Origin of the sequence: Pseudomonas sp. 8209 (assembly GCF_028682105.1) — a bacterium.
Classification (GTDB): Bacteria; Pseudomonadota; Gammaproteobacteria; order Pseudomonadales; family Pseudomonadaceae; genus Aquipseudomonas; species Aquipseudomonas palmensis.
Window position 1 is genome coordinate 141,026 of the sequence record NZ_JANIAH010000004.1, and the last position, 16,977, is coordinate 158,002.

A 16,977-nucleotide genomic window follows, 5' to 3' on the forward strand; every position below is an offset into this window, starting at 1 on the left:
ATCAATGTGCCTGTATCAGGGTTTTTCGCCCTTGAGGCGGCGCAGGCCGATATCGGCCAGGCAATCGGCCAGTTGTTCCAGCTGGTCGATCACCGAATGCACCCCCAGCCCGAACAGGTGAACGGTAGCCTTGCCTCGCTTGAGTTCGCGCTCGCGTTCCTCCAGTGCCTGCCAGGTAGCCTCGTCCAGCCCGCACAGCGAGCCGCACGAGGCCAGGCCCACGGTCCACAGCCCGGCGTTGAGCCCGGCCTGCAGCAGGCGCGGCTCGCCGCTGACCAGCACGCAGCCATCGAGCCGGTCGGCCTTGAGCTGCATCAGGGCGTGCCAGCAGGCATCCGGCGCGGGCCAGGGCGCGTGGCCGGTGGTATCCGGTCGGCGCACCCAGGCGGGCAGCGCCTGGCTCAGGTGCTGGCCCAGGGCAGCCGGCAGTTCGTCGAGCCAGGCACAGGGCACGCCGTGTTCCCGCAGCCAGTGCAGGGCGGGCAGGGCGCCTGGTGTAGGCCTGGCCGGTGCGTTGCCGGGCGCCTGGCATCGTGCGCCGAAGTCGACCAGGCAGCCGCGCAGGCCGAACAGCACGGCGGTGAAGGCGGGGGAATGGGGCATGGCAACGTCCCTGAAATAACCAGCAAGCCTAACGTCGGGGTGTGACCGTGGCGTGACGCTTTGATGACCTTCAGGCGGCTTTCACAAAATATCGACGCAGGTTGGAGGAAGCTGCCTAATCTGCCAGAGAGGCTTTATACTTGTTTCCTTTTGGCTGTCGACGGCCTGATGCCGGCGCAGTGCAATGTTTGCCTAGGAGAAATTTTATGCGTGGGATCGGTGCTGGCGTGATCGATCGTATGACCCGTGCCTGTGTCTGCGCGAGCCTGCTGCTGGCGCCGGTACTGGCCCAGGCGGCGACCGAGGAAGACCCGTGGGAGAGCATCAACCGGCCGATCTTCCGGTTCAACGACACGATCGATACCTACGCGCTCAAGCCGCTGGCCCAGGGCTACCAGTGGGTGACGCCGCAGTTTCTCGAGGACGGCATCCACAACATGTTCCGCAACCTCGGTGACGTGACCAACCTTGCCAACAACGTGTTGCAGCTCAAGCCCCACGCAGCCGGCGTGGATACCGCGCGGTTGATCGTCAACACCACCTTCGGCCTGGCCGGCTTCTTCGATGTGGGCACCAAGATGGGCCTGCAGCGCAGCGACGAGGACTTCGGCCAGACCCTCGGCTATTGGGGTGTAGGCAGTGGCCCGTACGTGATGCTGCCGCTGCTTGGGCCGAGCACCGTGCGCGATGCGATCGCCAAGTACCCGGATACCTACACCGAACCCTACCGTTACATGGACCATGTGCCCACCCGCAATACCGCAATCGCGGTGGACGTGGTGGACACCCGTGCCAGCCTGCTGTCGGCCGAGAAGATGATCCGTGGCGACAAGTACAGCTTCATCCGCAATGCCTACCTGCAGAACCGCGAGTTCAAGGTCAAGGACGGGGATGTAAAAGACGATTTCTGATCGTGATGCATGAAAAAGGCGGCCATGGCCGCCTTTTTCATGCCTGCTGCTCAGCTCATCGCAAGGATCTTGAGGCCCAGTTTCTGCTGGCCCTGGGGCTGATCGGCAATCCACACCACTTGCGTTGTGGCGTGCAGGCCCTTGAGTGAAGGGTGGTCCGAATCGATGCTGACGCTGAGGTTGTCTCCAACCTGAAAGGTTTTCGCTGCCTGTACCTGCATGCCGCTGCTCGAGAGGTCCAGGCACACCGCCGCAATCACTTGCTCGGCATGTATCAGGGTAACGTCGGTATCTACCCGCATCCTGATGAAATCACGCTTCTCGCTATAGTCGGCGTGGTTCTGGCTCATGCCTGCATCCTTCCATTGGGTTGCGATAGAAGGGGTTTTTATAACTCCCGGTGATTTGTGCTGTAAAGAGCACAGGCGACCATCGGTGCATGCTTGAAACCCCCGGCGGATGGGAGTACCGTCTGCGCCTTACAGGGCACCTCTGACATTTGCCGGGCAGGCCTTTTGTCCTACACCTGAAATGCAAGAGTGGCTAGAAGTGAATCCAGTAAGCGGGCCTCGTTTTGCCTGGCCGCCTACCCCAACCTATTTCTGGCGCCGTTTGCCCACATGCAGAAAAACAGTGCAACGCTGCTGATAATCGATGATGACGATGTAGTGCGTGCGAGCCTCGCCGCCTACCTGGAAGACAGCGGCTTCAGCGTCCTGCAGGCAAGCAACGGCCAGCAGGGTCTCCAGGTCTTCGAGCAGGAACAGCCTGATCTGGTGATCTGCGATCTGCGCATGCCGCAAATGGGCGGCCTGGAGCTGATTCGCCAGGTTACCGAGCGTGCCCCCGACCTGCCGGTGATCGTGGTGTCGGGCGCGGGCGTGATGAACGATGCCGTCGAAGCGTTGCGCCTGGGTGCTGCCGACTACCTGATCAAGCCCCTGGAAGACCTGGCAGTGCTGGAGCACTCGGTTCGCCGGGCGTTGGATCGGGCGCATCTGGTACTGGAAAACCAGCGTTACCGCGACAAGCTCGAAACCGCCAACCGTGAGCTGGAGGCCAGCCTGCACCTGCTGCAGGAAGACCAGACTGCCGGGCGCCAGGTGCAGATGAACATGCTGCCGGAGAACCCGTGGAAGGCCGGAGACCTGCGTTTCGAACACCAGATCATTCCGTCTCTGTACCTGTCTGGCGATTTCACCGATTACTTTCGTGTCGACGAGCGACGCGTGGCGTTCTACCTGGCCGACGTGTCCGGCCATGGTGCCTCCTCGGCGTTCGTGACTGTGCTGCTCAAGTTCATGACCACGCGCCTGCTGTTCGAATTCAAGCGCGCCGGCACCTTGCCCGAGTTCAAGCCGTCCGAGGTGCTCGGGCATATCAACCGCGGCCTGATCAATTGCAGGTTGGGCAAGCACGTGACCATGGTGGGCGGCGTGATCGACGAGCACACCGGCCTGATGACCTACAGCATCGGCGGCCATCTGCCGTTGCCGGTGCTGTACACCCCGGACGACACCCGCTACCTCGAAGGGCGCGGCCTGCCGGTGGGGCTGTTCGACGAGGCCACCTACCAGGATCACGTTCTGGAGTTGCCGCCGCAGTTCAGCCTCACATTGCTGTCTGATGGCATTCTGGACCTTTTGCCTGGCGACACACTCAAAGATAAGGAGGCTGCCTTGCCTGAAATCATCAAGGCAGCAGGTGGCAGCCTGGATGGGCTGCGCCAACGATTCGAATTGGCTACGCTTGGGGAGATGCCGGATGATATCGCCCTAATGGTGTTGAGCAGGAACCTTCAATGAGTACTGGAAGAATCCAGTTTGCCGAGCAGAATGGCACCTTTGTTCTGAAGTTCGTCGGTGAAGTGCGTCTGACCCTGTGTTCGGCGCTGGATGCAACGATTGAAAAGATCTTCACGGCGCTGAATTTCTCGGCGATCGTCATCGATCTTACCGAAACCAACAGTATCGACAGCACCACTCTGGGCCTGCTGGCCAAGTTGTCGATCCTGTCGCGGCAGAAGGTCGGCCTGCTGCCCACGGTGGTGACTACCCATGCCGATATCACCCGGCTTTTGCAGTCGATGGGCTTCGATCAGGTGTTCAACATCGTCGATCGTCCAATCCCGTGCCCTGAGTGCCTGACCGATCTGCCGTCCCAGGACCAGAACGAAGAGGTAGTGCGCGCCAAGGTGCTGGAAGCGCACAAGATCCTCATGGGCCTGAACGACTCCAACCGCGAAGCCTTCCACGACCTGGTCAACGCCCTGGAGCGGACCTGATCGATCCTGGCGCCCTGTAGCGGGCGCCGAACTCACCTTTTCATTCAGCCTCGCGGGGAAACTCCGTGGGCGGCGCGCCGTTGGCGTTGAGCTGGAAGATGCGCTCGGGCTGCCCCTGCGCGTTGAAGAACACCTGGCCCAGCCCGGCGCTGTTCCACAGGCGCTCGCCGGCCTTGCTGTGCGCGGGTGTACGCGGCACCACCTGCATCAGGCGGCGCTTGGTGAACCAGTTCAACGGTGATCGTGGGGCATAGAGCCAGCGATTGAGTCGGTCGAACACATCGAGCAGTCGGCGCGGGAATTCGTTCTTGATGCCGCTGCTGGTGATCTGCCACAGGTGCGGGGCGCCGCGTTTGTGACGAATCATTACCTCGTACACGAAGGAATAGTGCACGTCGCCCGAGAGGATCACGTAATGCCCTGGCGTGCGCGAGTGACGGAAGATATTCAGGATCACCTGTGCCGCCCCCCGGTGCGCCATCCAGTTCTCGGCGTCCACCAGCAGCGGATAGCCGCACCAACTGAACACGCGCTGGATGGTTTCGATCAGCTTCACTCCAAACAGCGGGGCGGGGGAGACGATGATGGCCGAGGGGTGGTCCAGCAAGGCCTGCTGTAGTTCGCACAGCGCTTCCCAGTCCAGCAGCCCGGAGGGCTTTTGCAGCTTGCTCTCGCTGCGCCAGCGACGTGTGCGGGTATCGAGTACCAGCAGCGCAGGCTGGGTGGGCAGCACGAAGTGCCATTCCTGAAAGCGCAGCAGCTGTTTGATCAGGCCATCTTGCGCAGCGCGGTCGAAATAGCCGTCGTCATCGGCGCTGTGGCTCAGGGCCTGGCAGCTTTGCAGCAGCTCGCCAAACACGTCCGGGTTGTTGCCCCAGCCCTGGCAGAGCATGTAGCCGATCAGCGCGTTGCCGATGATGCGCCGCGAGAAGGCGTGCCCGTAGGCGGTTTCTTCCCATTGGGCCGAGAGGTTCCAGTCGTCGGTGATGTCGTGGTCATCGAAGATCATCAGGCTGGGCAGGTGCGCCAGTACCCGCGCCACGCCATCCAGCCCTTCGACGAAGCCCTTCAGGCAGTGCTGTTCGCGCTGGTAGCGGGCCTGGCGCTGGGTGGTCAGGTCTGATGGCATGGGGGTGTCGACCAAGGTCCAGGGCACAGGCGACCAGACCAGCAGGTACATGGCCATGATCTCGGCCAGGGTTACCAGGTGGTTGTCGGCGTTGCTGCTGGTGAAGATGGGTTTGCGCGTGCCGCCGAAAAAGCGCTCGCGCAGGGTTTCGTTGCTCTCCAGGGCTGGCAGCAGGTCAGCACGGTGATAGTAGCTGGCCGGGTGGCGGTACAGCTCGGCGCTGTTCTGCACCACGGCGCCTTCCAGGTGCTCGTGGTACAGGCCCAGCCGCTCGATCAGCCCGTGGATGGCCCGCAGCATGGGGCCGGCCACATCGTCGGCGTACACCTGGTCACCGCTCATCATCAGCAGCGCCGGGCGCTCGGCGGGTGCGTGGGGCGCGGCCAGCAGGCGGTCGGCGCACAACAGGCCATCGGCGGCGGGGTGGTGCGGCTTGCGGCACGAGCCATGCAACAACTGGTCGAGGCGCTCGCGTATCACGAAGTTGGGCAGGCGGGCGCCTTCATACAGCAGGTGTGGGGCCCAGGTGGCGATGCCCTGGCCGCCGATCAGCACGTCGTAGTCGATCTGCACGTCGGTGGGCAGTGGGGTGTGCAGCTGGATATCGAGCAGGTGCACGAAGGCGTGCTGGCCGATGGGGATGACCTGACAGCTCAGGGTGTATTCGGTGGAGTGTTGCAGGTGCAGTTCGGGCTGCAACGGCTGTGAGCCGACCAGCCAGAAGACCATGCGCGCAGGCTCCAGGCGGCGCAGCAACGGGCCGGCCAGTACCAGGGGCAGCGGGGTGTTTTCGGGCATTGATTACTCGAAGATGGATGGGGGCGCCTTCGGCGCTTCGCCGGCAATGCCGGCTCCTACAGTATCGTGCAGCCCTGTAGGAGTCGGCGTTGCCGGCGAAGAGGTCTGCAAGATCCAGCGTGCAAAACCGCTAATGCTCCGCCTTCACACCTTGCCTGGCAAACCGTATTTGTATCAGGCCTTTGCAGCCAACAACGCCTCGAGTTTCTCCTGATCCCGCGCAAACTGGCGGATGCCCTCGGCGAGTTTCTCGGTGGCCATGGCATCTTCGTTGGAGAGCCAGCGGAACTGGCTTTCGTCGAGTGTCAGGCGTGGCTCGCCAGCCTTGCCCGGGGTGAGCTTGCGCGCCAGGGTGCCCTGGTCATCGCTGAGCTGCTGCAGCAACTCAGGGCTGATGGTCAGGCGGTCGCAGCCGGCCAACTGCTCGATCTGGCCGATGTTGCGGAAGCTGGCGCCCATGACCACGGTGTCGTAGCCGTTGGCCTTGTAGTAATCGTAAATACGCGTGACCGACTTCACGCCCGGGTCTTCGGCCCCGACATACTCCTTGCCGGTCGATTTCTTGTACCAGTCGTAGATACGGCCCACGAACGGCGAAATCAGGAACACCCCGGCATCGGCACAGGCAGCCGCCTGGGCGAAGGAAAACAGCAGGGTCAGGTTGGTCTGGATGCCTTCCTTTTCCAGCACCTCGGCGGCGCGGATGCCCTCCCAGGTGGAGGCCAGCTTGATCAGCACGCGGTCGCGGCCGATGCCGGCCTTGTCGTACAACTCGATCAATTGGCGCGCCTTGGACAGCAGGGCAGGTTGGTCGAAGGACAGTCGGGCGTCCACTTCCGTGGAAATACGGCCCGGGATCACCTTGAGAATTCCGCTGCCCACCGATACCGCGAATGCATCGCAGGCAAGGCCCAGGTCGCCCTTGCTGTGCTTGAGCGCGTCATCGAGCAGCTCGGCATAGCCGGGCATGGCGGCGGCCTTGAGCAACAGGGACGGGTTGGTGGTGGCGTCGACCGGCTTGAGCCGGCTGATCGCATCGATATCGCCGGTGTCGGCGACGACCGTGGTGAACTGCTTGAGTTGTTCCAGCTTGGAAGTCATGAGCGTGCTCTGTCCTGTGCGGTTGGACGACATTACCCGAGCGCTGCCGGCCGCTCAAGGGCTGTGCGGCAGGCTATCGGGGGAGGGTAACGATTGGAGTGTCCAGCCGCGCGCAGGTTCCTAGCGTCCTTCCAGCAGCAGCCCCGCCTGGTCGAGCAGGCCCAGGGGGTCGGTGCTCTTGTGGATGTCCACCGACAGCAGCTGGCGGAACTTGCGAGCGCCGGGGAAGCCCTGGCCCAGGCCGAGGATATGCCGGGTGACATGGTGCATGGCGCCGCCGTTCTGCAGGTGCTGGGCGATGTACGGGCGCAGCCTGGCCAGCGCTTCGCTGCGGCTGATCACCGGGGCGTCGCTGCCGAAAAGCTGCTGGTCGACTTCGGCCAGTACATAAGGGTTGTGGTACGCCTCGCGGCCGAGCATCACGCCGTCGAAGGTCTGCAGGTGCTGCTGGCATTCGGCGAGGGTCTTGATGCCGCCATTGAGAATGAACTCCAGGTCCGGGAAGTCGGCCTTGAGCTGCGCGGCAACGTCATAGCGCAGTGGCGGGATCTCGCGGTTCTCCTTGGGCGAGAGGCCCTCGAGGATGGCGATGCGCGCGTGTACGGTGAAGCTGCGGCAGCCTGCGTCGCGTACCCGGCCGACGAAGTCGCAGAGCTCGGCGTAGCTGTCGCGGCCATTGATGCCGATGCGGTGCTTGACCGTGACCGGGATCTGCACTGCGTCGAGCATGGCCTTGACACAATCGCCCACCAACCCCGGATGGCCCATCAGGCAGGCGCCGATCATGTTGTTCTGCACGCGGTCGCTGGGGCAGCCGACGTTGAGGTTCACTTCGTTGTAGCCGGCGTTTTGCGCGAGTACGGCGCAGGCGGCCAAGTCCGCCGGCACGCTGCCACCCAGTTGCAGGGCCAGCGGGTACTCGGCTTCGTCATGGCGCAGAAAACGCTCGGCGTCGCCATGCAGCAGGGCGCCGGTGGTGACCATTTCGGTGTAGAGCAAGGCATTGCGCGACAGCAGGCGCAGGAAGAAGCGGCAGTGGCGGTCGGTCCAGTCCATCATGGGTGCAACGCTGAACCGGCGGGACAACGCAGGGCTTGAATTTACTGGTCTGGAGTGGGTGTTCTGTACCATTTTGCTCTACGTGTGTTCGGCATGTTTTCGGGTGTTTTCGGGCGTTTTTTGAATGTCGGTGGTACGGTGTACCACTTCAAAACTGACGCGTACCACTTTCGATATGGCGACTATCAGGGCAAGAAAACTGGCGGATGGGACGATGAGCTACACGGCTCAGATCCGCATCAAGCGCTACGGAGTGCAAGTCTACCAAGAGAGTCAGACCTTCGCCCGAAAACAGTCGGCTCAGGCCTAGGCGCGAAAGCGCGGTGCGGAGCTGGATGAGTCTGGCGCACTTGGGCAGGCGAACCGAAAGGGCGTCATGGTCAAGGACATGATCACCCGCTACCTGAATGAAATGGAGAAGCTCGGCCGATAACATTCCATGTAGCCAGCACCGTAGCGCCAGCCATCGGAACATCCAGCCTAGTCGCAGCGTTGAGTGAGCAATACGACAAAGTCGACAAAAAGCTACTGGGGCTATAGCTGCCGGTCAGGCCGCGGGCATTGTGTATGACGCTACTGACTTTGTCTTAGTAAGCCAACTTCCGACTAGTGCGCAGTCCGCCACTCACCAGACGCATAACGCCCCGCACTGACGGGGCGTTTTCTGCCATCGGCGTGGTTCATGGAGGAGCGCGCGCCCGACTTGACCCGGCGTACGCTCAACGCATTGTCACCGTTACCGACTATGGCGACCAAGGATTGATTGCGCTGAAGGCGTGCCTGGCGCACGGCCGAGCTATTGGTCCGTAACTCGTCTTCAGCTTTGTGGGGGCAGGTCATAGAATTTTTTCTTGATAAGACCTTTGAAAGACATGCTTTTAAGCGTATCCATGATCTTGTCGACAGCGCCCCCATCACCATAAGGATTTTCCGCAAGCTTGAGGGTTCGCTGGAAGTCGGGACTGTAAATGGTATTGATGGCAAGTCCGATCTCTGCGGCGCTTGGCTCGCAATCAATAATGCTCGATGCTTTAAGCCTGCCTTTCTGCCTGTCACCAATATTTACTGTGGCTTTCTTGAAAGATGGCACTTCGAGTAGTCCGCTGGACGAGTTTCCGATAATGCCATCAACTTCTGAAACACAAGAAAAATATCGTACTTGGCCGAGCGAAGTAAATACGCAGGAATTTGCATTTGACCGAACAAAGTCTTCTATCATCGTAAATAGAATTCGACTATCAGTGTCGGCGTTCGGCATGGTAAATATAAGCTGTGTATCGCTTAGCTTTGAAAGGGCGGATAATAGTTCTTTCATCTGCTGCGAAGAAGTTGAATCCTCAAGCGTAACAGGGTGGAAAGTGATTAGGAGGTTTCTTTTTTTGAAGGTAAAGCCTAAATCATGCTCAAGCTGGTTTCTTGTTAATAGTTTAATTCTACGTATCGCGTCCACACCAAGACCGCCTACATTGAATGTGTGCTTTGGGTCTTCGCCTAGTTGAATTACTCTATTTCTATATTCTTCATTGGCAACAAAATGGAGTTGGGAGAATTTGGTAATAGAGTGCCGAATGCCCTCGTCCATCGCCCCTTCCGTTACCTCACCGCCGTGAAGGTGAGCAATTGGGATTCTCGCAAGCATAGCTGAAATGGAGGCTGACAGTATTTCGAATCTGTCTCCGAGAACTACCACTAAATCAGGTTTTAATTTCTCATAAGCTTCCGAGAACCCAGTGATACCCAATGCCGTGGATCGAGCAATATCGCGTGAGGTGTCTCCAACAAGCTCGATATCAACTGTGCAATCTATAGTGATCCCATCGGCTTCAATTTCTTTATAGGTATAACCAAATAGTTCGGATAGGTGAGTTCCAGTTGCTATTAGTTGAAGTTCAAACTCGCTCGAGTTGTCGATTGCTTTTATCAAGTGTCGCAGCAACCCATACTCCGCACGAGTGCCAGTTACTACGCAGATTTTACGTTTAAAAATTGGCATTAGAATTCGATAATCTCATCTGGTAGAAAATTTCTATTGGCCTTTCTCGACAGGGCTTCTTCAAAGCGCATCGGGCTAATTCCGATACCTGGCCTCTTGACGGTTAGGTTTTGCTCTGTGAAATATTCACCTTCTTTGATCGCGCACGCTGCGACCAGAGATTTTCTAGCGACAGAAATGTTTTTCTGTTCGCTAAGCGTTACTCTCTTCACACCATCGCCCAGTGCTTTCTCTATATTTCGGATAGACGCGATCATTTGCTTCAGTTCTTCCGGTTCCAAGCTGGCAGGATGATCTGGCCCTTGCATAGTACGGTCTAGCGTAAAATGCTTTTCAATGATGCTGGCACCTAAAGCGACGGCCGCAATAGGGACCTCAATGCCCATGGTGTGATCGGAATACCCAACGTTTACTCCAAAGGCCCTGCGGATAGTATGCATGACGTTCAAGTTGACTTCTGAAATAGGAGCAGGGTATTCAGTGGTGCAGTGCAGAACCGTGATGTCCGATAGGTTGGTCCCGTTTTTTTCTAATACCTCTATCGCATTTTCAATTTCACCAATCGTCGACATGCCGGTCGACAAAATTATTGGCTTTTTGTAGCCTGCAACTACCTTGAGGTATGGGAGGTTGGTTATCTCGCCTGATGGTATTTTGAACAATGGGGTTCCCAGGCTGTTGAGAAAATCTAAGCTGGCTATATCAAAGCCTGTGGAAAGAAATTTGGTTCCGCATTTCTCAGCGTGCTCTATTAGCATGCTGTGATCTTCACGTTTAAGTTCTAAGCGTCTAATCATCTCTTGTTGCGTTTCTTTGATGCCAGTATTTTTAATTTGATAGTCAGCTTGTTTCGCTTCGCTTGTAACGAGTTCACTGGCAGTGAATGTTTGGAATTTTACATAGTCAGCGCCGGCGTCGGCTGCAACTTCAATTAAGCGCTTGGCGATATTCATATCGCCATTATGATTGACGCCGGCCTCGGCTATCACTATTGTGTGGTTCATAACTAATGTCCGCCAGTTTTGATTAAATGATGTTTTTGTTTTGTAGTCTTGAATCAAAGTACGCATCCAAACGATCCATTGATTCTTTTGGGAAGTTTAGGGCGGTATCAAAGATGAAGGCATCTGTCAGGTTAGGGTTGTTTTTTGTATACAGGTCATCCCACTGGCAAATCCATACATCCAGATGAGAAACTAACTTTATTAAGTCTTTTTGTTGCTCTGGAGGCATAAGGTGGCAATGGGAAAGAATAAGGTTTAGGGTTGCTTCATTATTGGCTTTGATTGTTTTTGCATACAAGAAGGTCTTGCCATTTTTTTGATAATTCTGGTATGCCTCGTACCCTCTCATTAAAAGTGTGTTTAGCATGCCGATAAAATGGATTTCGGAGATTGTAGTGGTCACGATAGGGCTCGTTTCGATGTGTTAAGATGTTTTCTTTTTGGGGGAGCGCAGGGCGAACTCGTACCCGTGAAGCATTATTCTTGGTGGGAATAAATCAGTATGGGTCGCTCTGATAATTCGCTCAAGTTCAAGTGCTGACACTCCAATGTCTATGGTTGAGAGTCTATCTAGCTCCTTCATGCGGCGAGCCTCCCCTCTCCATTTTTCATTCCCTGATTTAATCAATGAGCTTTTTATGTAGCTATCGCCCAGCGTCCCTATGCCCCCTACCGTGTCAAGAAACAAGTCCAGCAATTTTAAATGAGTACGTTCGAGAAGGGAGTCAACTGTGTCGCCCGCGACAATTGGAAATCGGCGACATTCAATTATGCTGCCATCATCTACTTTCTCACTCATAAGATGGGCTGTAACTCCATACTCCTTCGCGTTTTCGTACAGCGCGAAGTTAAGGCATCCACTGCCTGGATATTCTGCTGAGCCCGGGTGAAAATTTATCGCCGCTATCTTGGCTCTCTCCAATATCCTTTTAGGAAGTACAAACAAACTTCTAAAGCAGAATATGTAGTCGCCTGTCCACCGATCTATATCTTCAGGTAAGGATTCACCTCTGCCATTTGACTTAACAGTAGTTACCTCAAAATCTAGACGATTTAAAAAGTTTATAGCTTTGTCAGTGGCGTCGCATTTGCTTCTTCCAAAAAAAAGAACTTTTACTTTTTCTTTATTTTCGTTATGTGAAGAAGGAGTCGCGTCATCTAAAGAGGTCATTCCCGTTTTCCTTGCAAAAATATGCTTGCGCTTTAACAGTAATCATGTAGAGGATAACATGGCCTATGCCTACTTTACCCACCCCCCGCAGGTGAATCGAGGCGCGGCCATGAAGCCTGTCAGGAAAATTAAATTGCGCCGCAGCCTGCGATGGCTTGGGCCCGGGTTGATCACCGGCGCTGCCGACGACGATCCGAGCGGTATCGCCACCTATTCGCAAGCCGGCGCACAGTTTGGCTTCTCCATGCTGTGGGCCGTGGTGAGCATGCTGCTGGTGGCCAATACGCTGAACCTGGCGGACATCGCAGCCATGGCCGAGGCCCTTCGCTTGCTGGTGGGCGGGTCGGCGCATATCTATGCCGTCACGTTCGGCCTGCTGTGCCTGGTGCTGCAGGTGTTCATGCCGTACCGCGCCTACGTCAGCTGGCTCAAATGGCTGACCCTGGCGCTGCTGTCGTACGTGGCGGTGGCGTTCATGGTGCACGTGGACTGGAGCGCGGTAGCGCGGGGTATCGTGTTCCCCGATATCGCATTCAACCATGACACCCTGCTGATGGTGGTGGCGGTACTGGGTACCACCATCAGCCCCTACCTGTTCTTCTGGCAGGCCGAGCAGGAAATGGAAGACGCCACCACGGGCCAGCAGGTGCCGGCAAGGCGCGAGGTGCGCCGGCACCTGCTGCGCATCCGGGTCGATACGGTGCCGTGGCCGAAGCGGTGGGGTGATCCTGTGCTTCACGCCCACCGAACCTGTGAAGGAGCTGTTCTGGTCGGCAGTGCTCAACGGCGTGATCGCCGTGCCCATCATGGTGGTCATGATGCTGCTGGCATCGCGGCCGCAAACGATGGGCGAGCACGTGATCACGCCGCGGTTGCGCTGGCTTGGGTGGATTGCCACCGGGGTCATGGCCATCACCGTGGCCTGCATGCTGGTGACGCTGTAGAGCAGGTGCCTAGCTCGCCCACTTCGAGCCGCGAATCACCGCACAGAAATTCCCGGGCTTGAAGGCGGGGTCCTTGTCGGCCAGCACATCCGCCTTGACGTTGCCGAAGGTGGTCTGCGGCTTGTGGCGGATGCCGTCGTAGAAGGCCTGGATGATGTCTTCCTTGAAGTGCTCGCCCCGCGGGTGGGCGCTGACGATGGCTTCGCGCTCGGCAGCGCTGTACTGGCCGTGGGTCAGCCCCAGCACGTCCATCTCGACCCCTGCCGTCACCAGCGGCACCACCGGGTGCATGTGCTCGGGTATGCCTGGGGTGGTGTGCAGAGCGATGGCGGTCCATACCGTATCGATGTCCTGCTGGGCGATGCCGTGGCCGCACATGAAGTCGTGTGCGGCATTGGCGCCATCCACTTCGAAACGCTCGCAGGCGCTGCTGTGCTGATGGGTCAGGCCCATGTCGTGGAACATGCAGCCGCAGTACAGCAGCTCGGCGTCGAACTTCAGGCCGCGCTTCTGGCCCGCCAGGGCGGCGAAGTAGAACACGCGGCTGGAATGGTGGAACAGCAGGGGCGAGGCCGTATCGCGTACCACCTCGGTGATTTCGCGGGCGAGCTGGCTGTCGGGGATCTTGATGCCGTGGATGTCGAGTGTCATGGGGCAGGCTCCGGGTTGCGGTTCGCCTCCATTGTCAGCCTCGACACTGCTGTCCTCAAATGGCGTGATACGCCATATACTGCCATTTCACGTGAAATCACGACGCCTTGAGGTTCGCCCCTTCGCCATGACCAGAACCATTGCCGTACTCGCGCTGCCCGGTGTTCAACTGCTCGATGTGTCGGGCCCGCTGGATGTGTTCGCCCAGGCCAATGTCGAGGCGGGTCGGCAGGTCTACACGTTGCAGGTGGTGGCGTGCGAGCCAGGGCCCATTCACAGCTCGTCCGGTGCGCGGCTGTTGCCCGACCTGGTGGCAGGTGAGCCCGGGCAGCGCTTCGACACCTTGCTGGTGGCCGGGGCGCCGGATGCGGCGCGGATGCAACTGAACAACGCGCTGCTGGCCTGGATCCGCGATTGCGCGGGCCAGTCGCGCCGCTTCGGCTCGGTGTGCACCGGCGCCTTCGCGCTGGCGGCCAGCGGGTTGCTGGATGGGCGGCGGGTGACCACGCACTGGGCCGCGGCACAGGCCCTGGCACAGCGTTACCCGAGCCTGAGCGTGGAAGAGGATGCGCTGTATGTGCGCGACGGCAAGCTGCGCACAGCCGCCGGGGTCACTGCCGGGCTGGACCTGGCGCTGATGCTGGTGGAGGAAGACCTGGGCCGTGAAATCGCGCTGCGGGTAGCGGCGCAACTGGTGATGTTCTTCAAGCGCCCGGGCGGGCAGTTGCAGTTCAGCCGCAAGGGCGAGGCGCAGCCAGCCGGGCGTTCGGTGTTGCAGCAAGTGCAGCGCTGGGTGGCCGCCAACCCGCAGCTGGCGCTGACAGTCGAGGCACTGGCCGAACATGCCGGCCTCAGCCCCCGGCATTTTGCCCGGCTGTTTCATGCCGAGGTGGGCGTCACGCCCGCAGCCTGGGTGGAGTCGGCGCGGGTGGCCGCTGCACGCGCCCTGCTGGAGGCCGGTGGTGATGCGCCCAAGCAGGTCGCCGCCAAATGCGGCTTCGCCAACGCCGACACCCTGCGCCGCGCGTTCTTCAAGCACGTGGGGGTGACACCTGCCGAGTACCGCAAGCGTTACGGGCACGGCGGGGCGTAGCAACGCTCAGTCGTGCTCCTGGCCCAGATAGAGCAGCTCGCTTTCGAACAGGTTCTCCAGCATCTCACGCGTCAGCGGCTCCACCAGCGTGCCTGCATGGTGGGTGATGCGCAGGCTGGCGCCGGCCTGCTCCAGCGCATCGATGATTGCCAGCAGCGTTTGCTGCTGCGTCACCGTGCCTTGCTCGCTGGGCACCTCCAGGGCGAAGTCCGTGGTATCGAACAGCACGACCGGCGTTTGCGTGCCCACCTTGCGCATCAGCTCGCCGATGCTGTCGGCAGACCACTGGCGCAGCAGCTTGACGATCCCTGGCTTGTGGTCGGCGGCGGTGACGGCGATGGCGTATCGGGACATGGGGGCTCGCTTGAGTCGTGCAATAAAGGGCCGGCAAGGTGAATGCAAATAATGGCAAAAAGCCTTGAACCGATGACGGGTGCGGCGGTCCGACCTCAGGCCTGCTACCCTGTGGCCTTCACATTTCTCGTTTTGCCATAGGAACAGCGGGGCTATCAGATCACTGCACGTCGAAGCGTGCCAGCAATTCAAGGAGCTATTTCGTGGGAAGAACCCCCTCCAACGACACACCCGGGCATTCTCAGCCGCCGACCGTCGACGGCATTCCAGCTCCCAGCGGTGAAGTAAACCTGATCGATACCGACTACGTCGTCGGCCAGGACAATTTCAAGGGCGAGTTTTCCTTCTCGCTGGACATCCACGGCAAGGTGTTCCTCATCTCTGCCGCCACCATCTTCCTGTTCGTCATCCTCACCCTGGCCTTGCAGAACGAAGTCGAGCCGGTGTTCAGCGCCATGCGCAGCTGGTTGACCGCCAACCTGGCGTGGTTCTTCATGAGCACCGCGAACATCTTCGTACTGCTGTGCCTGGGCCTGATCGTCTCGCCGTTGGGCAAGGTGCGCCTGGGCGGGCGCGAAGCGGTGCCGGACCATTCCTATGTGGGCTGGTTCTCGATGCTGTTCGCCGCCGGCATGGGTATCGGCCTGATGTTCTATGGCGTGGCCGAACCGATGTCGCACTTCTCGGCCGCCATGGGCGGGGTCACCCTCGACGCCAACGGCGTGCGTACCGACTGGGCGCCGCTGGGCGGTGCAGGCGGTGATGCCAAGGTGGCGGCCGACATGGCGATGGCGGCCACCATCTACCACTGGGGCCTGCACCCGTGGGCGATCTACGCGATCGTTGCGTTGTCGCTGGCGCTGTTCACCTACAACAAGGGCTTGCCGCTGTCGATCCGCTCGGTGTTCTACCCGTTGCTGGGTGAGCGCGTGTGGGGCTGGCCGGGGCATGTGATCGATATCCTGGCGGTGTTCGCCACGCTGTTCGGCCTGGCCACTTCCCTCGGGATCGGTGCCGAGCAGGCGGCAGCCGGGCTCGAATACCTGTTCGCGATCCCCTCGACCAATGTCAGCAAGGTGCTGCTGATCATCGGCATCAGCATCATCGCACTGGGCTCGGTGCTGGCCGGCATGGACAAGGGCGTGAAGATGCTGTCCCAGGTGAACATGGGCCTGGCGTTGCTGCTGCTGGTGTTCATCATCGTGGTCGGGCCGACCCTGGCGATCTTCACCGGCTTCTTCAGAAACCTCACGGCCTACATCGAGTACCTGCCGGCGTTGTCCAACCCGGTGGGGCGCGAGGATGCCGAGTTCACCCAGGGCTGGACTGCCTTCTACTGGGCCTGGTGGATCAGCTGGTCGCCGTTCGTGGGCATGTTCATCGCCCGTGTCAGCCGTGGCCGCACGGTGCGCGAGTTTCTCATCGCCGTGTTGCTGGTGCCCTCGCTGGTGTCGGTACTGTGGATGACCACTTTCGGCGGCACCGCCATCGATCAGACCGTGAACCAGCACTTTGCCGGCGTGACCGATGCGGTGCTGGAGCTCAAGCTGTTCGCGATGCTCAGCGGCCTGCCGCTCAAGGAGATCACCTCGTTCATCGGCATCGTGCTGGTGGCGGTGTTCTTCATCACCTCGTCCGACTCCGGCTCGCTGGTGATCGATACCATCACCGCCGGTGGCAAGGTGGATGCACCGGTGCCGCAGCGGGTGTTCTGGGCGGTGATGCAGGGCGTGATCGCGATTGCGCTTTTGCTCGGTGGCGGCTTGATTGCGCTGCAGGCGATGGCGGTGTCGACCGGCCTGCCGTTCGCCATCGTGTTGCTGCTCGGCTGTGTGTCGCTGGTCAAGGGACTGATGTCGGAGCCGCGCGGTTAAAGCCCGCC

17 protein-coding genes and 2 pseudogenes are annotated in these 16,977 nt (G+C 59.4%); 8 read left to right on the forward strand and 11 right to left on the reverse strand.

Annotated elements, in window-relative coordinates:
• Positions 1–15: 15 nt before the first annotated feature.
• Positions 16–603, reverse strand: coding sequence for a hypothetical protein (locus NP552_RS09830; RefSeq protein WP_054916180.1), 588 nt, complete (start codon positions 601–603; stop codon positions 16–18).
• A gap of 206 nt (positions 604–809) precedes the next feature.
• On the opposite strand from NP552_RS09830, the gene NP552_RS09835 reads away from it, so the two are divergent.
• Positions 810–1,514 carry an MlaA family lipoprotein gene (locus tag NP552_RS09835; RefSeq protein WP_043864544.1) on the forward strand — a complete coding sequence of 235 codons (705 nt, stop codon included), beginning with the start codon at positions 810–812 and terminating at the stop codon, positions 1,512–1,514.
• Between the two features lie 50 nt (positions 1,515–1,564).
• On the opposite strand, the gene NP552_RS09840 is transcribed toward NP552_RS09835, so the two are convergent.
• Entirely contained in the window at positions 1,565–1,864 is a 300-nt protein-coding gene (locus tag NP552_RS09840; RefSeq protein ID WP_043864543.1) for a PilZ domain-containing protein, read from the reverse strand.
• Between the two features lie 270 nt (positions 1,865–2,134).
• On the opposite strand from NP552_RS09840, the gene rssB reads away from it, so the two are divergent.
• The gene (gene rssB, locus NP552_RS09845) at positions 2,135–3,319 is read left to right on the forward strand and encodes a two-component system response regulator RssB (RefSeq protein ID WP_043864542.1); all 1,185 of its coding nucleotides are present in this window, start codon (positions 2,135–2,137) and stop codon (positions 3,317–3,319) included.
• Positions 3,316–3,798 carry an anti-sigma factor antagonist RssC gene (gene rssC / locus NP552_RS09850; RefSeq protein ID WP_043864541.1) on the forward strand — a complete coding sequence of 161 codons (483 nt, stop codon included), beginning with the start codon at positions 3,316–3,318 and terminating at the stop codon, positions 3,796–3,798. The genes rssB and rssC overlap by 4 nt, the downstream gene beginning before the upstream one ends.
• Before the next feature lie 40 nt (positions 3,799–3,838).
• Here rssC and NP552_RS09855 read toward each other — a convergent pair whose 3' ends face one another.
• The 3 genes from NP552_RS09855 to dusA form a co-directional block, all read right to left on the reverse strand.
• Positions 3,839–5,725 carry an alkaline phosphatase D family protein gene (locus NP552_RS09855; RefSeq protein WP_274096681.1) on the reverse strand — a complete coding sequence of 629 codons (1,887 nt, stop codon included), beginning with the start codon at positions 5,723–5,725 and terminating at the stop codon, positions 3,839–3,841.
• 174 nt (positions 5,726–5,899) lie between these two features.
• A complete protein-coding gene (tal, locus tag NP552_RS09860) occupies positions 5,900–6,826 on the reverse strand; it encodes a transaldolase (protein WP_043864539.1) in 927 nt (308 codons plus the stop codon).
• Positions 6,827–6,946: 120 nt separating this feature from the next.
• Positions 6,947–7,957, reverse strand: a complete 1,011-nt coding sequence (dusA, locus tag NP552_RS09865; protein ID WP_274096682.1) for a tRNA dihydrouridine(20/20a) synthase DusA — start codon at positions 7,955–7,957, stop codon at positions 6,947–6,949.
• A gap of 103 nt (positions 7,958–8,060) precedes the next feature.
• Between dusA and NP552_RS09870 the strand changes: the two are divergent.
• Positions 8,061–8,306: pseudogene (locus tag NP552_RS09870) on the forward strand (site-specific integrase); the annotation flags it as partial.
• A 251-nt stretch (positions 8,307–8,557) separates the two neighbouring features.
• Positions 8,558–8,695: pseudogene (locus tag NP552_RS09875) on the forward strand (lysis protein); the annotation flags it as partial.
• Positions 8,696–8,702: 7 nt separating this feature from the next.
• On the opposite strand, the gene neuC reads toward NP552_RS09875, so the two are convergent.
• Genes neuC through NP552_RS09895 form a run of 4 tightly spaced genes read right to left on the reverse strand, consistent with a single transcriptional unit; the run spans position 8,703 to position 12,053 of the window.
• Positions 8,703–9,878 carry a UDP-N-acetylglucosamine 2-epimerase gene (neuC, locus tag NP552_RS09880; protein ID WP_274096683.1) on the reverse strand — a complete coding sequence of 392 codons (1,176 nt, stop codon included), beginning with the start codon at positions 9,876–9,878 and terminating at the stop codon, positions 8,703–8,705.
• Positions 9,878–10,948 (reverse strand): N-acetylneuraminate synthase, encoded by a 1,071-nt coding sequence (gene neuB / locus NP552_RS09885; protein ID WP_274096684.1) that lies wholly within the window; start codon positions 10,946–10,948, stop codon positions 9,878–9,880. The genes neuC and neuB overlap by 1 nt, the downstream gene beginning before the upstream one ends.
• Positions 10,905–11,285 (reverse strand): hypothetical protein, encoded by a 381-nt coding sequence (locus NP552_RS09890; RefSeq protein ID WP_274096685.1) that lies wholly within the window; start codon positions 11,283–11,285, stop codon positions 10,905–10,907. The genes neuB and NP552_RS09890 overlap by 44 nt, the downstream gene beginning before the upstream one ends.
• A gap of 21 nt (positions 11,286–11,306) precedes the next feature.
• Positions 11,307–12,053 (reverse strand): formyltransferase family protein, encoded by a 747-nt coding sequence (locus NP552_RS09895; protein WP_258659438.1) that lies wholly within the window; start codon positions 12,051–12,053, stop codon positions 11,307–11,309.
• Between the two features lie 58 nt (positions 12,054–12,111).
• On the opposite strand from NP552_RS09895, the gene NP552_RS09900 reads away from it, so the two are divergent.
• Complete coding sequence (locus tag NP552_RS09900; protein ID WP_274096686.1) at positions 12,112–13,059, forward strand: NRAMP family divalent metal transporter; 948 nt, start codon at positions 12,112–12,114, stop codon at positions 13,057–13,059.
• Here NP552_RS09900 and NP552_RS09905 read toward each other — a convergent pair.
• Complete coding sequence (locus NP552_RS09905; protein WP_274096687.1) at positions 13,007–13,648, reverse strand: HD domain-containing protein; 642 nt, start codon at positions 13,646–13,648, stop codon at positions 13,007–13,009. The two genes, NP552_RS09900 and NP552_RS09905, sit on opposite strands and share 53 nt — an antisense overlap.
• 127 nt (positions 13,649–13,775) lie before the next feature.
• On the opposite strand from NP552_RS09905, the gene NP552_RS09910 reads away from it, so the two are divergent.
• On the forward strand, positions 13,776–14,741 hold the full coding sequence (locus NP552_RS09910; protein ID WP_104572752.1) for a GlxA family transcriptional regulator: 966 nt from the start codon (positions 13,776–13,778) through the stop codon (positions 14,739–14,741).
• 6 nt (positions 14,742–14,747) lie between these two features.
• Here NP552_RS09910 and NP552_RS09915 read toward each other — a convergent pair whose 3' ends face one another.
• Positions 14,748–15,095, reverse strand: coding sequence for a hypothetical protein (locus NP552_RS09915; RefSeq protein WP_058541323.1), 348 nt, complete (start codon positions 15,093–15,095; stop codon positions 14,748–14,750).
• 203 nt (positions 15,096–15,298) lie between these two features.
• On the opposite strand from NP552_RS09915, the gene NP552_RS09920 reads away from it, so the two are divergent.
• A complete protein-coding gene (locus tag NP552_RS09920) occupies positions 15,299–16,969 on the forward strand; it encodes a BCCT family transporter (RefSeq protein WP_054915306.1) in 1,671 nt (556 codons plus the stop codon).
• Positions 16,970–16,977 lie beyond the last annotated feature (8 nt).

Bases quoted from the DNA above. Each gene is read 5' to 3' on its own strand.
- NP552_RS09830 (WP_054916180.1), bottom strand. From the start codon at position 603: ATGCCCCATTCCCCCGCCTTCACCGCCGTGCTGTTCGGCCTGCGCGGC.
- NP552_RS09835 (WP_043864544.1), top strand. From the start codon at position 810: ATGCGTGGGATCGGTGCTGGCGTGATCGATCGTATGACCCGTGCCTGT.
- NP552_RS09840 (WP_043864543.1), bottom strand. From the start codon at position 1,864: ATGAGCCAGAACCACGCCGACTATAGCGAGAAGCGTGATTTCATCAGG.
- rssB (WP_043864542.1), top strand. From the start codon at position 2,135: ATGCAGAAAAACAGTGCAACGCTGCTGATAATCGATGATGACGATGTA.
- rssC (WP_043864541.1), top strand. From the start codon at position 3,316: ATGAGTACTGGAAGAATCCAGTTTGCCGAGCAGAATGGCACCTTTGTT.
- NP552_RS09855 (WP_274096681.1), bottom strand. From the start codon at position 5,725: ATGCCCGAAAACACCCCGCTGCCCCTGGTACTGGCCGGCCCGTTGCTG.
- tal (WP_043864539.1), bottom strand. From the start codon at position 6,826: ATGACTTCCAAGCTGGAACAACTCAAGCAGTTCACCACGGTCGTCGCC.
- dusA (WP_274096682.1), bottom strand. From the start codon at position 7,957: ATGGTACAGAACACCCACTCCAGACCAGTAAATTCAAGCCCTGCGTTG.
- neuC (WP_274096683.1), bottom strand. From the start codon at position 9,878: ATGCCAATTTTTAAACGTAAAATCTGCGTAGTAACTGGCACTCGTGCG.
- neuB (WP_274096684.1), bottom strand. From the start codon at position 10,948: ATGCGTACTTTGATTCAAGACTACAAAACAAAAACATCATTTAATCAA.
- NP552_RS09895 (WP_258659438.1), bottom strand. From the start codon at position 12,053: ATGACCTCTTTAGATGACGCGACTCCTTCTTCACATAACGAAAATAAA.
- NP552_RS09900 (WP_274096686.1), top strand. From the start codon at position 12,112: ATGGCCTATGCCTACTTTACCCACCCCCCGCAGGTGAATCGAGGCGCG.
- NP552_RS09905 (WP_274096687.1), bottom strand. From the start codon at position 13,648: ATGACACTCGACATCCACGGCATCAAGATCCCCGACAGCCAGCTCGCC.
- NP552_RS09910 (WP_104572752.1), top strand. From the start codon at position 13,776: ATGACCAGAACCATTGCCGTACTCGCGCTGCCCGGTGTTCAACTGCTC.
- NP552_RS09915 (WP_058541323.1), bottom strand. From the start codon at position 15,095: ATGTCCCGATACGCCATCGCCGTCACCGCCGCCGACCACAAGCCAGGG.